We start from the raw sequence: 13,970 nt of genomic DNA, 5'->3' as shown, positions 1-13,970 counted from the left end.
ATCGTAAAGCAGCATTTGATGGGCACCACATCATAATAAGTAGACGAGCCCAAGCATTCAGCATGAGTTTTCGCACCAAGACAAGTGCTGCTGTTTTTGCTCCACGGTTGGCAATCCGCTAAATTGTGACTGTCGCAAGCGGCATCCCCCAAAGCCAAAACAGTGAGGATCCGCTGTGCCTGCCATTGGCAGTGACGACCAGGGCCAGTCGAGCCCTGGGATTTTGCAAGCGCGCGGCCGGGCCCAGTAGCTCAAGTGGACAATCGGCCTGTGTCGAGTGCGCTGACGCGCTTGGTCACATCACTATCGACAAGAATACTGCCAAAATGGGCTTGGCTTGCGCGCGTCGTAACGCGCACGGACACGGCTGAAATACCATCATTGACGTCGCGGTCGGTGGCTTGGACGCGCTTCCCTTGGCTTTGCTGCTTGGCAACAATGCTTCGTTGCGACAGCGGCGCCCTGGTGCCTCGGGCGCGCTCTCGGCTCTCGCTCGTTCTGCGTCTTGTGCAATCTCGCCTCATCGCCACCCACGCGGAGCCCATTCGCAAGAGATTAAGCGACGCAAACAGCTGCAGGTGCGCGAGTCATTGTCTTAGCCAAGTGCGTACATTAATCAGTCTATCGAGCTCGGCATGGTTGGGGAGGTCTTATGCTGAGCAAACCCGAGCTCAAGGAAATCCTGGAGCGCGTCATCCTCGCTCAGGGCAATTCGTTCATAAAAGAGCTTGCGCGTTCGCACGGCATCAAAATTGGCGCGAACAAGGATGAGTTTCGCACAAATCTCAACGCGGCCATCGACAATGGTGAGCTCGACCAAGAGAAAATCGAAGCTTGGCTTGCGGAAGTCGAGGGTTGGGGCAACCAGCACTTCTACCTCTACGAGGCACCAGCAATCTCTTCCGAGGATCTAGTCACGCGTATTAAAGGGAGCGCGCACGCCGCGCTGCTGGGAAGCGGCATCAGCTTCGACTTCGCCGACGAGCTTCGACTTACAGCCATTCTCGTCGACCACGAGAGGCTCTCCATGGTCTGGCAGCAAGGCAAAGACCGGTGGAGCCGCTACAAGCAAAAAGACTTTACTGAGGAAGAGGGCAACGAGTTCTACCGCTTCGAAGCGTACTTGCGGCATGGTGAGCGAAGCATAGTTCGCTTCGAATGGCGCTTCGAAGACGCGTTCTGCGGCATTCTCATCCACCGCAACAAGGAAATCAAACACGCGGAAGCGATTGCGCAAGTGTGGAAAGAAGTGGCTGCGACTGGCGTCGCGCCTGCTCGTCTCCCGAGCATTTCGCTCAACGAAGCCGTCAAGACCAAGAGCAAAGGCGAAGGAGCGCAGTCGAGCCGTTTTGACAATGACGAAGGCTATGTCGAAATGGGCTCCAAGAAAGCAGATGGCGGAATCGACGAAATCGAAGCCGTGCGACAAGCGCGCGAGGGGCTCGACGACGAGGCATTTGATGACACGCGTGGCATGTTCCACTACAAAGCGGACGGCGGAAAGCTCAGCGTAGCAATTTCTGTCCAAGTTTTCGGGAAGGAAGGCTGCTTGCGCTTGTGGGCGAGATGCTTGCGCTCGGACGTCTACCAGCTGGTCCGTTCCATTCTAGACGCAAATCAAGCGTGACCTTGCCATCGGCCGACGCCGAAAAGTGGACACGTGAGCTCGACGCGCGCCAAGCGCGCGGCGAAGCGCTCGAACTTAATCCTGAACGCTTCGCCGACGCCGTAGGCGAGCCATGGCCCAGCGAAGCGCTTCGAGCCTGGATTGCCGCTCGCGTAGACGATGGGCGGCTGGTCGCCTTTGACGCTTTCCTTTGCCCGACGACGGCCTGCGGCCAAGTGTTGAACGCGGACCAAGTCAGCGACGGTCAATGCCCCAAATGCCAGGTCGATTTCGCAGAGGCCGGCGAAGCGCCCAAGCCGTTTCGCCGCTATCGCATCGTCGGTATACCAAGCCGCGACGTTCACTGGATGATTGGCGTCCATGGCATGAACACGCGCGGCGCGTGGCAAGAAGAGTTCAGTTGGCGGATCGCTAATAAATTTCGCTACAGCGCGCCTGTACTCATTTATAAATATGGCTGGGCGACGCTCGATGTCTTGGCCCCACTCATCCACGTTCGCCTGGCTAGGGAACTCGGCCGAAATATTCGGAAAGCCGTCGAGTTTGCCAGGAAAAGCGGCATTTCCGACGCGCCGGATCTCGTCGCCCACAGCTTTGGCACGCACTTGTTCGCCTTGATGCTCCAAAACCCCGAGTTCAGCGACATCATGTTTGGGCGCGTCATCACGACTGGCAGTATCATCCGTCCCGACTTCGATTGGCAACCGTACTTGCGCTCGGGTAGGATCGAAGCCGTCCTCAATCAGGCGGGCGGTAAGGACCGTTGGGTACGTGCGGCGCAATACATTATCCCGGGTACGGGACCGGGCGGCTATGCTGGCTATCTCGATGCCGAGACGACGACGATCTTTCGTCAAGAATTTCGCCACTCGACAGCGCTCGAAACCGAACTCGAAGCCCTGCTCTCCGACGGCGGAACTTGGGACCGCTTCTTACGCCATCCATTGCACACGTTCCGAGACGAGAACGCACGGCGGACGGATAGTTGGAAGCGGGCAAGCTCGCTTACGCGGGCTTTGGGAAGGCTAGCGGGTGGCGTGATTTTTACAGTCTTGTGGCTGCCTTCGGCCCTGCGCCGATTGCTTGACGCCTAAACTGGATCATGAGATCGACAAGCTGTTTCACCTCTTGTCATGACCCGGTGGTAGTCGGCTTGGTCGAGTGCCCAGAGATAAGCTTGGCGGCGCGTTGCAGCCAAGACGTCTAATCTCTTAAAATTGTAAGTTCACGAGCGAGAGGTGTCGGCGAGTGCTAGCGTTACAATGGCTTGAACGCGTCGAGGAAGCAGCGGCGGCGCTTGGCTACAAAGAAGCCCAGCAAGCGCGCGAAGTACCGCCCGTTACGCCGAAGCCTTTCATCGCGTTGAGCGGCGAGTCAGGGCAGGGAAAGACTTGGTCGCTGTGCCAGCTCGCCCTTACGGAAGCGCGCCATGGTCGGATAACCATGCTCGTCCGTGCCCCGGCAAGCTTGGAAGCATTGCTTCAACAGGTCATTGAGCAAGCGTGCCAGCTCGACCTGGCTCTAGCTTCGTCATTCGATGATCTCGTCGAGAAACTTCAGCCCAAGGTTTGTGACAGTGATGGCTGTTGGCTGACCTTGTGCATCGATGACGTCCAAGACCGAAACTTCGCGCAAGCAATTGGGGAATACCCCTGGTTCGCCCTGGGCGTTCGGATCCGACTATCGTGCCAGCCGCGGATCACAGCGGAGCTCCAACAGCACGCCAACGTTGAAGTTGCGCACGTACGTGACTTTAGCAGCGCGGAGTTGCGCCGTTTCCTGCAATTGCATGGCCAAGAGCAGCCGCTCGAGACCATGCCCGACGACGTTTTCGAGCTGCTACTGAAGCCCATACACGCGCAAATATTCATTGGCTTGCCGGTCAGATCGGACTGGACTGGCGCCACTGAGTACGAGCTGTTCAGGCGCTACTGGCAATATGCAACTGAAGAGTATCGAGGCCAGAGCGAGCATCCGTTCGATCGCTCCGCGCTTACGCGTCTTAGTGGGCGCTTGGCCAGCTCGCGGCCATGCTATCCATTCCCACGTAGTGAGCTCGAAGCGGCGGAACTGGATCAGGAGCGCGTCCAGCGTCTTGAGGAAGTGGGGCTCGTCCGATGGGATGATAACGACTGTTTGCGCTTCACGACTGATCGCATGCTCAACTGGGCAGTCGCTGAGTGGATCGTGGCGGAAGCGCTCAAGCGCCATTGGACTCCTCAGCAGCTCATTGCGGAGTTAGCAGCGCTCGATGAGCTTCGCAAAGCCGATGGCACGCCATTCGGATCGCGGCTTGGATACGTGTTCATGGACGTAATGTGGCTTGCATCCAAGCGGATGCCACCGACCGTCGTCGCTGAAGCATTGCTGACGAAGGCCAGAAGCGATGCACGTTACTGGCGAAACAAAGCGGCGTGGAGCAATCAAGTCGCGACGTTGGGCTCGTCGGTCTTGCCAGCGCTCGAGCAACTCGCGTTGCAGTCATTCGCGCCGGGCGAGGCGGACCTGCGCGGCAATGTCATCGCCGCCATGGCCGCGATAGGCGCGGCGGAACGAGCATGGGTCGCGGCTTCAGTTCACATGCTTGCAAGCACAACGAACCAAAGCGCAAGGAGGGTCGCTGTCGGCGTCGCCGGTGACGTCCCGTGCGACGAGGCGATAGAGCCTTTATGGCTTATCCATTTGGAGCGGACGCGTGAATACAAGCTGTTCGAACAAGGCGAAGGAGCAAACGAGCGACGGTCCACGCTCATACGCGCCAAGGAAGCCAGCTTCGATGCGGCCAAGCGCGCATTGGCGTCCGACGCTTGGCTCAAGAGCAAAATCGAAATCACTCAAGATGCCTTGGCGCTCGAGCAATTGCTATGGCTCCTGATAGCCGACAGCCGGCTGTCATTGGACGCGCGGAAAGGAATCTATCTCCGCAGTCGCGAACATTTGCATGACAGCTTGCCTTCCAATTGCGTGGCCCTCGTGGATGCGGTGTACGTTTTCCGCGACGTTGACCTGATTGACTGGCTCGACGTCGTTCCCGATGATCCGCAGACACGAGCAAGGGACAGAGTGCTTCGCGGCTTGTCGATTTTGGATCCACAGTCGGCACTCAAGGAAATCGCGAGTTCCTTGGACTCCCACGGTTGGTTTGCCTCGGAATGGTGGATGCACGATATCGCGCGAAGCGCGGGCGTCCGACCGCTTGCTGACGCAATTGAGTCGCGCGTTGCCGGCGGCGAAGATCCCCTGACTGACTTCGTGCTTCACTATCGATCGAGCCCGGAACTGCTCGATGAGCGTTCCATCGAACGCATAATGGACGCTTTCGCCAGCCGTCTGGCTGACCACAACGAAGCTCAAGAGAAGAGCCTAGGCGAGGAACTGCAACTCGGGCGGCTTCATCACTTGTTCGAGGTCGTCGGACGACTGCCTCTTCTGTGGCAAACCGAACTTGTCGCGAGACGCGCTGGAACTGCTCTAGAAAAAGAACTTCTACGTTATTGTCGGAATCGCACCGGTCGTGTTGGCCGTGTCCGTGACCGAGACGGCGAACAATGCGAGCGTATGTTGGCTATGATAGGTGGATCGGGATTCGATGAGCTTGTCTTGTCCGAACTAAACCGCACCAGTCCTTATGGTCAGGAAGATGGATTCCATTCGGCTTTCTGGAGCGCAGACCGGGCCGTGGCGCTTCGATTGAGCGAAATGCCCCTAGGGGAGGAGAGTGCTGACGGCTATCGCAGCGTGATCAGCATGGAAGCTTACGCAGTCCATTCCTGTGACGGGCAACTCGAGGCGATGATCAGGGCTGGAGCGCCTGTCTATGTCAACGCGGCGGAAATACGATCGGGATCCGACCGTCTGGTGGATGCCCTCCGGAAGCGAATAACGGAGCTGCTGGCGAGCGTTTCAGCCGAAGACCACAAGGTCGCGGCCGATCTCGTAGGGTTCCTTCGTGACGAGACAGACGCCAGCTTGCTCCTCCCGATGTTCCTGGACACGAGCACTTCGATGTCACTGCGGGAGACGATGATTGGCAGCTTCAACGCTTTGGATTTCTACGACCCCGCGGCTCTTCCAATGGCTCGTGCGATTCTCGAAAGCTCACCCGACCGCGAAGCCCATTTCACTGCGTTCTACCTAGCCCGCTTGGGCGATGCGGAAGCACGCAAGTCTGTTTGTAGCTGGATTCTGGGCAGAAGCCTCGGGCACGGTTCCGCGTCAGATCAATCTTATCTGCTAGAACTGGCGGAGCACGAAGACAGCCGTGGCGCCGTCGTGCAATTCCTTCTTCATTCACGGGAACGAGGCCATCTAATCTGGGAGCCGTGGCAAGCAACGCTCCTAGCTGAGCACGGCGACGAGGATTCGACTGAGCAATTGCTGCGGCGCGCACATCGCGCCTCCCAAGTGAGTCCCGCCCATCGTGCAGCGGCAATTCAGTACTTGGCCAAGTCGAGCAGTGACGAAGCATATTTCATGGCCAAGCGGATGTGGGCGATGGAAAGAACGCCCGTCGCTATCGACCTGCTACTGGACATCGATAGAGACCGAGCTCTGACATACTTGCTGTCGCGCTTCCGCGACGAAAAGCCATCGCTTCGAGCTGAAATCGCGCGGCGACTCCGCGCCAGCATCCCTGCTGACGAAATGCAAAGTCGACTGTCTAAGCTAGTAGCTTCCAACGCCATTGATGACAGGCTTGTAGGCACTGAGCTTGCCGGCTGGATGCCGCCTTCCATGGCACTTGACTGGCTTGATGGCCTGGCGAGTGATGAGGATACGAAACTTCGAACACTCGCTTTGGAGGCGACTGAGCGCCGTACGCGCGAGCAAGCGGCCCTGGATCATCTTGCCGAGATGTCGAGTTCGACAAAGCCCCAGAAATGGGCGCGTCTGAACATTGTCTTGGAGTTGGTCGATCCTTACCCCGTTTGGCATCGTGACGATCCAATCAGCCTAGGTCCATTTCTGGAGGGAGAGCCGCCCGAGTTCGCGATCGAAGCGAAACAGCTTCGCGATAAGCGTGTGAAGAAAGTAATTGATGAGCTGAAGCGGGCAGATTCGAAGTTCGCAAGTTAAGCGACTCGGCAAAGGTGCGGACGCACTTTCGTCAAAAGTTTCTTCGATCGTGAGCCATGTGTTGTCGCGTAAAAGACCTTTATGACCTGGTCTGGATGAGCCCGTACCTGAACGAGGTTCGCCTTCAGCTAGTGATCCGCTCTGAGCGAGCTGCCATCAAGGCACGGTGCTCTGCTAAGTAGTTCCGGGTACTCGAGTCCGTGATTTCAATTCTCGCATTAGGATCGATGCCGGCCGCCTCAGCTTCTTCGGCAGAGAAGTCCGAAGCGAGTTTAAGCGCGCCATCATCGGCGAAAGATAAGAGGAGCCCGTCGAAAGCGGCATCGTAAAGCGGGGAGAGCAATAGCCCGTTCGCGGGATCCAAACGTTCAGCATTGTTAGAACTGGCCCACGGTTTGATGTGCGATGCCCTTAGCAACTCCGGTCGCGTCACCCCGAGAACTGCACAAGAGCCACCCCATCGAGCTACTAGGTCTTTGCGGAACTTCCCTTGCCCGATGCGGGCAGCAGTAAGCTGCTGTCTGGTGGTCTCGAATCCGTTGGAAACTAGGGCGACTTGATTGGCTCGGCCCGCTAGATCGATGCCCTGCTGCCGCGCAAGCCCGATGATGTGTTCTCCGACGCTATTTGGCAGTGTGTATAAGTAGCCCTGGTTCGGCTTCCCGGCACCATGAAACGGAGAGTGAATCGCCGGCATCTCACTCAGTACGCCGGGCACCCAGTCTCGGTAGTACATCGGCTCCGGGAGATCGGTGTAGGCAACGTCCAACCTCCAACCATCCCCGTACCAAAAATCCTCATCCAGCGGATCTGGACGCTCGGCGGTATAAGCCGGATGCGTCGCCTCAGCGATGGCGCGAATCGCATTGTCCACGCCAGAGAAGATCAGGTCACCGGGGCTGACCTGCTCCATTGTCGCCCAGTACGCCTGCGTCTGGCCCTTCTTTCCGACCTTCGGCGCCCATAAGTAGCCACCTCGGCGCGCGCGAGCCCAACTATTGCCCTGGTAAACTATCCAAAATGCCATGCTGCCCTCCTGGCAAACACCATATCCTGAGTCCTAAGAACTGAAAGGGCAGCTGCTCGCGGCAGTGTGCCGCTTGTCATGTCCGTCAGCACGTTTCTTCACGCTCAGTAAACGGCGACACGCTCCGAAGCAGCACCGGAAGCAAACCCCTTTGACGGCAGGCTGGGACGATCTGGAAATCCGATGAGGCTAGCCAATTAAATTGGCAGTCGAAAGCGAACGTTGCGAAAAGAAGACGAAATCTTGACTTGCGTTAGTTGATCGGCACTCATGCCAGTCATGACAGTCGACCTTTCCAAGATATTCCCGAACACAACGCTGATGATCTTGCTGATCATCGCTGTGATCGGAGGAGCAATATTAAAGGAAGCAAAAGCCGCCACGCGACATAAAGATTGGCGGAATCGCCGGCGCGGCAAATGGCAAGGCGGAAGTAAGGTCGCGCGCGGCCCATGGGGGCAACCCAAAACCGAGGAAAAACTGCCAGATTCTGCGGACCAGTTGCGATTAGTGATGGCGGCGGACTTCGCGGTCCAACCACTACTCAACAAGTCCGAAACCCGGCTGTTTCGTGAACTCGACCGGCTGGTTCTGGCTCGCCACCCGGGTTGGCAAGTTATGGCGCAAGTGAGCCTTGGAGAAATCCTACGATCCAAAAGCCCCGCGGCTTATCGCTGCATCAACAGCAAGCGGGTCGACCTGCTCGTCGTCGATGCCGAATGTAATGCGGTCGCGGCGATCGAATACCAAGGGGGCGGTCATTATCTTTCCGATGCCGCGGCGCGCGACGCGGTGAAGAAGGAAGCACTTCGCAAGGCGGGGATTGGCTACCACGAAGTGGTGGCGGGACACACCACGCCCGGTGACTTGCGAATGCTCGTAGAGAAACTGGTACCTGAAAAGACCAGCTGAGCGCGCGTGGTACGGCAGAAGACGGGGGACTTCACCCCAGCGTTGCCGTGTGTGCCTGCCATGCGTCGACAGGGTCAACAGCCCACCACCGTGAACGGACGGCAGGAATGTTGACCTAGCACCTGACAGCAGACGCTCCGCTTTCGGCCAGTTACCGACACCAACTACCGTCGCACGCGGCATCTTGCGCCCTAGATACGCACATCGGCTTTCCTCCCTTTGTTGCGACTCCTTCTCTGTTTTGCGCCAGTGGAAGCAACAAATCCCATAAAAGATCTTTCGCCTAGTTAAATAACGCGGTTCGCGCGTTACCCGTGGGGGTGGGGGTGCCGGGAGGACCCGCGATTTTTGCCGGGGTCGGGCTCCCCCTCCGGTCCGCGCCGTGCCACACCCTCACCGTGAAGCATCACCTCAAGCCCTATTCGGGCCCTCTCAGTCCCTCGGAGGTCTTGGACGGCATCGGGGCCGCACAGGCCAATGCGGAGCGCCTCATTGAGGACGCTAGGCTCTTACTGGAGGCGGGCCGCTACCCGTCGGCCACGGCCCTCGCCATCCTCGCCATGGAAGAGCGGGGCAAGGTCATCATCCTCCGTCGCTTGGCGTTGTCCAGCGATGAGCGAGCCTTGAAGGAGGGCTGGCGTGATTACCGAAACCACCGGGCGAAGAATGCGGGCTGGATCATCCCTTCTCTAGTAGCGGACGGAGCACGGACCATGGACGCGCTGGCTGCGGCCGTGGACAAGGATGGGGAGCACGCCATCATCCTGGACTCTTTGAAGCAAGTCGCCGTTTACACAGACTGCCTTGGCAACCGGAACTGGAGCGCGCCTTCGGAAGTCATAGATGCCGACCTTGCCAAGACGATGCTCCGCACCGCGGAAATGATGTGGGGCGCCCGTCCGGTTTTGCTCCGCGAGATTGAGTTATGGGCCGAGGTTGTCGGGCCGGAGTTCGGGCGGCCCGGGATGCACGCGGCGGTAATCCGATACAAAGCGATGCTACATGCCGAAGGGCTGACCAGCACACACCCAACTTCCCTGCAGGCTTTCATGGAGGGGCGGCCGCTTGAGGTCCGTGAGGGGGACTAACCGCGATTTTTGCCGGGGGTTGGGCTCCCCCACCCCGCGAGCATCCGCTACCCTCCCCCGGATGGAGGTGCTGCATGGGTGAGAGGACTAGGGTGACACGCGACAAGCCCATACCCCACGAGCGGGATGCGCACGCGCTAAGAGCGCCTCATGTGAGTACGTCGCCGCCCGAAGTAGGCTCGCCAGCCTTGAGACAGGCCCACAAGTTGGAAGCCGAATACGTCAATACCGAGCAAGCCAATGACGTGGTGGCTCGCCGGACCCCACGCACGGACGGTAGCGGCGTCACCGGGGCGCTCCCCGCGGGCGGCGGCTACGGGATGAATTACGGCAACGACTACGGGGGCGCGGGCGTACCTCTGCCGCCTAGCGTCCACGATGCCGTCTCCACCTCTCAGGCAACGTCGCCGGACATCACATATCACCCGCCCGTTGGCGCTAAAGCGAAGGCCTCAAATTGGACGGGACGGCGCACGCTCACGGAACAGGTCCACATCGTGCGGACCTTTGCGCCTTTGGCGATAACCGCCGTGGACGAGCTGGCGGACGCGATTGAGCGCCATCAAGGGAATGACCCGGCATATGCCGACGCCCTTCAGGTTCTCAAGGAACTTCACCACGCGCTTGGTGAATTGATCGCGCAGGCAGAACGCGGCCGCGGAATGAAAGCGCTTCTCCGCTCGTTTGAACAGAGAAAGGGCAAGTTACGGGATTTGATCACTGAAAATGGACAACTCCTAGCCTTCGAGCCTCTGCGAGCCGTGGCCGCCGCTCAAGCGCTGGAATTTGTGTCCTACGCCTTCGGGGTAAGCGATATGAAGGCCGACGCGACGCTCACCGCCGCCATCTACTGCGCCCTCTTAGGGCGTGAGGCTTACGGTCGGCACAAGGGCAAGTAATTTAGTGCGGCATCGGAGCGAAGATTCCTGGGGGTTGAGATTACCTCTTCCAACCCTTGCTCCACCTACTGCTCCACCCACCTTCTAATAAAGGTGGGTGGAGCAAGTGGAGCAGTGGAGCAAATGAGCGCTCTACCTAAGTGGAGCAAAGGTGGAGCACGGGTGGAGCAAGTGGAGCAAATGTCAGATTTCCGCCGTTTCTCTCGCTCCAAGGCGGTACACAGGGACCGACTTGCGGCGCTCGTCCTGCCCGAAAGTAGCGATGATAATCCGGCGGACCTCAAGTTCTTTTAGAATAAGACGCGCTCGTCCCTCCCAGCCGTCTTCGCTGCCCAATTCAAAGGCCTCCGCAACAAGCCGTCCGAGCCACCCGCGGGCCTGTTTTGAGGCCCGCCACTCGCGCTCGCCCATCAGGTCCGCCAGACGGGACACCGCGAGCGGCGAAAGGTCTTGCTCCACCACCGGCGGCTCCCACTTCGTGACAACCGCGACCCGGTCCTCCGGCGCGTTCAATGCGCCGTTTCCAAGCCCTACTGATTCCAGCTTGAACCACACCTTGCGGTCCGATTTGGGCGTCATGTTCGACTTCCCTCCGGTGCCTGTCGAAAAGTAGGAATGGCGCTCATGCTTGTGTATGCCGTGCCGTGTGGCGTCCGCCTCACCCATGGGGTTGAGGGCGCGGGCGTCACGCGCCTTGGAGACAAGCGCATCGCCGCCGCGGCTGTCCTCAGCGGACGCATCGCGGCCCGCCAGCTTCCGGGTGTGGTGCGCAAGTCCAATGCCCACCCCGGCCCGCTGAGCCACGGCTTTCCATGCCGACGCGGCTTGCTGGATTGCGGAGTTGTCGTTCTCATGGACATTGTGGGTTGAGACGAACGGGTCAATCAACATCACGTCAATGCGCCGCGCCTTTAGTGCCTCCACCAAGTGCTCCACGACCGGCGTGCAAATCTTGGTGCCCTCCCGGCCTTGCTCCGCGAGCATGAGTGGCAAGTCATTGCCGTTGTCGATGAAGAGGCGGTCCGCGAACGCGCTAGGCGGAAGCCGATAATGTTTCGCGACCCCCGCTAGGCGACGGGCCATTTCGTCTTCCGGTTCCTCGCCATTCCACCACCAAACGCGGAGGGGCCGGTCCGGATGGTCATGAAGTAGCGCGCGGCCGGTGGACATGGCGGCCACCTCCGCCGCCGCCAGCGAGGTCTTCCCGACGCCGCCGGGAGCAAGCGTGAGGCTCACCTCGCCGCGAATTAGATGCTGACCATAGAGCCACGAACGGCGCGGGAGACGGGCCGGGTTGGCCCAAAGGAATGGTGTGGGCACAATCGCACGGGCGGCGCTCGGCGTGCCGACCATTTGGCGCCTTGCTTCGCGCAGCCGCGCCAATTCCTCTTCGGCGCGCTCACTTTCGGTTCGCGCCTCTTCGTGAGCGCGAGCGTTGCGCTCCCGGGCCGCGGTCCGGGCCGCCACACGCGCTTTCTGAATTGCGGGGAGAAGCGGCTCGACGCCCCTCTCGCGGAACTCGCTGAGGGCGCGCTCAAGGGCCTCGTCGCCGCTGAGGACCGGCAACCGGCGGACAAGTTCGGCGGCGGCGAAGGCAAGCCCGGCCTCCGGGTCCGCTAGCATCGCGGCCCCGTTCATTCGACACCGTCGAAGAGTGACGCGGTTGCCTTGGACACTTCGGCGGCGCGTTCACGAGCGTTTTCCTCTTCGGCCTCACGATCCGCACGACCCGCGGCCGCCCCCTCCATGGCAACGGCGGCCGCCTCCCAATCGGCGTCTAGCCCAAGGTCTTCGAATGCTTTGAGCGCACAATAGGCCGCCTCGGCATCCGTGACCGCGTGCCGTTGCGCAACTTTGATGGAGACGTAGCGAATTGCGGACTCGATGGCGTGCGGGTGCCGGTCTGAAGCGATGTCAATTTCATCTGCGTAGATTGTCGCGTGAGCGCGTGCGAGCGCAATGGCCCGGTCGCAAACCTTCGCCACCATCTGCCGGGGTGAGGTTTCTTGCTCGAAGGTCCGAACCCGGCCGGTGAGTGCCAAGTCAATCTCTCGTTGCGCGTGACCCCCGCGGAAAGCGGCGGCAAGGGTGGCCTTCGCGGTCAAATAACGCTCAAACCTCGGACCGTTCGGGCGGGTGTCGCCGTGCTGCACAAAGAATGCGTCAATGAGCGCGTCTTCGGCCTCAGCTGCCCAAGCCCACTCATCGTCACCCTCACGCCCGGCGACATAAGAAAGGGCCGCGAGCCCGGAAAGCACCTTCACTTTGCTGTGGAGGACGAAGGTGCGGAGGATGGAAATGGGGCCACTGGATTGTTCTTCGCCGTCCGCGAGGAAACGCTTATCAGTCATGTTGTTGCTGCTTTCAAAGTACCGCCCGCCGCTCACCACGGCGGGCGTTTTCAATTGGGGTTAGCGGGCCGGGAAGAGGGCCTCGCCCTTCAGTCCCGTGAGGCGCATTGCGTCCTTGAAGAGCCCCCCAGGAATGTGGGCGGGCGTGACTTGCTCCGCGCGGCTCACGACCGTTTCCACGCGCTTTGTGAAGCCACCTTCGGACGGCACGAGTTCGCCGGTCTGTAGCTGACGGAAGATGGCGGGGCTCCGGCCCGCTCCATCCTCCCAAACCGTGCGCTTTTCGAACACAGCCGGAGTGATGCGTTGGGGTATCTCACGCACACGAGCCTCGCCATGTTTGATGTGAGGCCGCGCTCCGCGCCGTGCGTTGGCCGCTTCCACCGTCAAACGGCTCGCCTCCAAGGCACCAAGCAGCCCGGCAAGCCGGTCAGCAACGGAAGAAACCTCAAGCGTCAACTTTTCGGCCGCCCGCGCGGACTTCTCCGCCGCTTTGTATTCCCGTTCGGTTTCGGCCTCAGCCTTAGCCCGTTGCGCGACTTCGACGTTGCGGCGCGCTTGGTCGGCGGCATCCGAGGCCGCTGCAACCTTGAGCGCAAGGTCCGCGATTTCATTACGGAGCGCCAAGCTACCGTCAAAATCGAGGTCACCGGTTAGCGCCGCGGTCTTCCTTGCGTGCTCCGCTTTGAAGTCCGCGAGGCGGCGCTCAGCCGATTCCAGAGCGGCAGTTGTCCGCTCACTGGTGAGCAAGGCCATTAGCGCGCCTCCACCGGCTGGCGGAGAACGTCCGCGATGACCATCTGGGCGGCCGGAGTGAACTCCGTGCGGTTTGGGCTCACGCGGATGCCAGCGGGAACGCGGCCCGCACGTTCGGCGCGCCAGATTGTCACACGACCAATGCCGAGTTCAGCGGCGAGTTCGGTACGCGATAGGTTCTTCGAGAAATTGAGCATTGATTCACCGTTTCCACTGTTTGCGATGTGGATAACG

At 59.9% G+C, this 13,970-nt stretch carries 11 protein-coding genes; 6 read left to right on the top strand and 5 right to left on the bottom strand.

Annotated elements, in window-relative coordinates; genetic code table 11:
* Window positions 1-652 precede the first annotated feature (652 nt).
* The 3 genes from SH584_RS08805 (at window position 653) to SH584_RS08795 (ending at window position 6,703) form a co-directional block, all read left to right on the top strand.
* The gene (locus SH584_RS08805) at window positions 653-1,627 is read left to right on the top strand and encodes a hypothetical protein (RefSeq protein ID WP_324806382.1); all 975 of its coding nucleotides are present in this window, start codon (window positions 653-655) and stop codon (window positions 1,625-1,627) included.
* Window positions 1,624-2,721 (top strand): hypothetical protein, encoded by a 1,098-nt coding sequence (locus SH584_RS08800; RefSeq protein ID WP_324806379.1) that lies wholly within the window; start codon window positions 1,624-1,626, stop codon window positions 2,719-2,721. The genes SH584_RS08805 and SH584_RS08800 overlap by 4 nt, the downstream gene beginning before the upstream one ends.
* A 154-nt stretch (window positions 2,722-2,875) precedes the next feature.
* Window positions 2,876-6,703, top strand: a complete 3,828-nt coding sequence (locus SH584_RS08795) for an NACHT domain-containing protein (RefSeq protein WP_324806378.1) — start codon at window positions 2,876-2,878, stop codon at window positions 6,701-6,703.
* Between the two features lie 124 nt (window positions 6,704-6,827).
* Here SH584_RS08795 and SH584_RS08790 read toward each other — a convergent pair whose 3' ends face one another.
* On the bottom strand, window positions 6,828-7,730 hold the full coding sequence (locus SH584_RS08790; RefSeq protein ID WP_324806377.1) for an HNH endonuclease: 903 nt from the start codon (window positions 7,728-7,730) through the stop codon (window positions 6,828-6,830).
* Between the two features lie 279 nt (window positions 7,731-8,009).
* Here SH584_RS08790 and SH584_RS08785 point away from each other — a divergent pair, with 279 nt between their 5' ends.
* From SH584_RS08785 to SH584_RS08775, 3 genes are all read left to right on the top strand, one after another.
* Window positions 8,010-8,642, top strand: a complete 633-nt coding sequence (locus SH584_RS08785) for a DUF2726 domain-containing protein (RefSeq protein WP_324806375.1) — start codon at window positions 8,010-8,012, stop codon at window positions 8,640-8,642.
* Between the two features lie 449 nt (window positions 8,643-9,091).
* A complete protein-coding gene (locus tag SH584_RS08780) occupies window positions 9,092-9,730 on the top strand; it encodes an AbiV family abortive infection protein (protein WP_324806373.1) in 639 nt (212 codons plus the stop codon).
* 206 nt (window positions 9,731-9,936) lie between these two features.
* A complete protein-coding gene (locus SH584_RS08775; protein WP_324806371.1) occupies window positions 9,937-10,629 on the top strand; it encodes a hypothetical protein in 693 nt (230 codons plus the stop codon).
* A 183-nt stretch (window positions 10,630-10,812) separates the two neighbouring features.
* On the opposite strand, the gene SH584_RS08770 is transcribed toward SH584_RS08775, so the two are convergent.
* From SH584_RS08770 to SH584_RS08755, 4 genes are read right to left on the bottom strand one after another with little or no spacing between them, the layout of a single operon-like run.
* Entirely contained in the window at window positions 10,813-12,267 is a 1,455-nt protein-coding gene (locus tag SH584_RS08770) for an AAA family ATPase (RefSeq protein WP_324806369.1), read from the bottom strand.
* Window positions 12,264-13,034 (bottom strand): hypothetical protein, encoded by a 771-nt coding sequence (locus SH584_RS08765; protein ID WP_324806368.1) that lies wholly within the window; start codon window positions 13,032-13,034, stop codon window positions 12,264-12,266. The genes SH584_RS08770 and SH584_RS08765 overlap by 4 nt, the downstream gene beginning before the upstream one ends.
* Before the next feature lie 6 nt (window positions 13,035-13,040).
* Entirely contained in the window at window positions 13,041-13,736 is a 696-nt protein-coding gene (locus tag SH584_RS08760) for a hypothetical protein (RefSeq protein ID WP_324806367.1), read from the bottom strand.
* Window positions 13,736-13,933 carry a helix-turn-helix transcriptional regulator gene (locus SH584_RS08755; RefSeq protein WP_324806365.1) on the bottom strand — a complete coding sequence of 66 codons (198 nt, stop codon included), beginning with the start codon at window positions 13,931-13,933 and terminating at the stop codon, window positions 13,736-13,738. The genes SH584_RS08760 and SH584_RS08755 overlap by 1 nt, the downstream gene beginning before the upstream one ends.
* Window positions 13,934-13,970 lie beyond the last annotated feature (37 nt).

The sequence above is a fragment of the Sphingomonas sp. LY29 genome (assembly GCF_035593985.1).
Taxonomy (GTDB): domain Bacteria; phylum Pseudomonadota; class Alphaproteobacteria; order Sphingomonadales; family Sphingomonadaceae; genus Sphingomicrobium.
The sequence above is the reverse complement of the archived record's forward strand: the minus strand, read 5'-3'. Positions and strand labels throughout refer to the sequence as shown.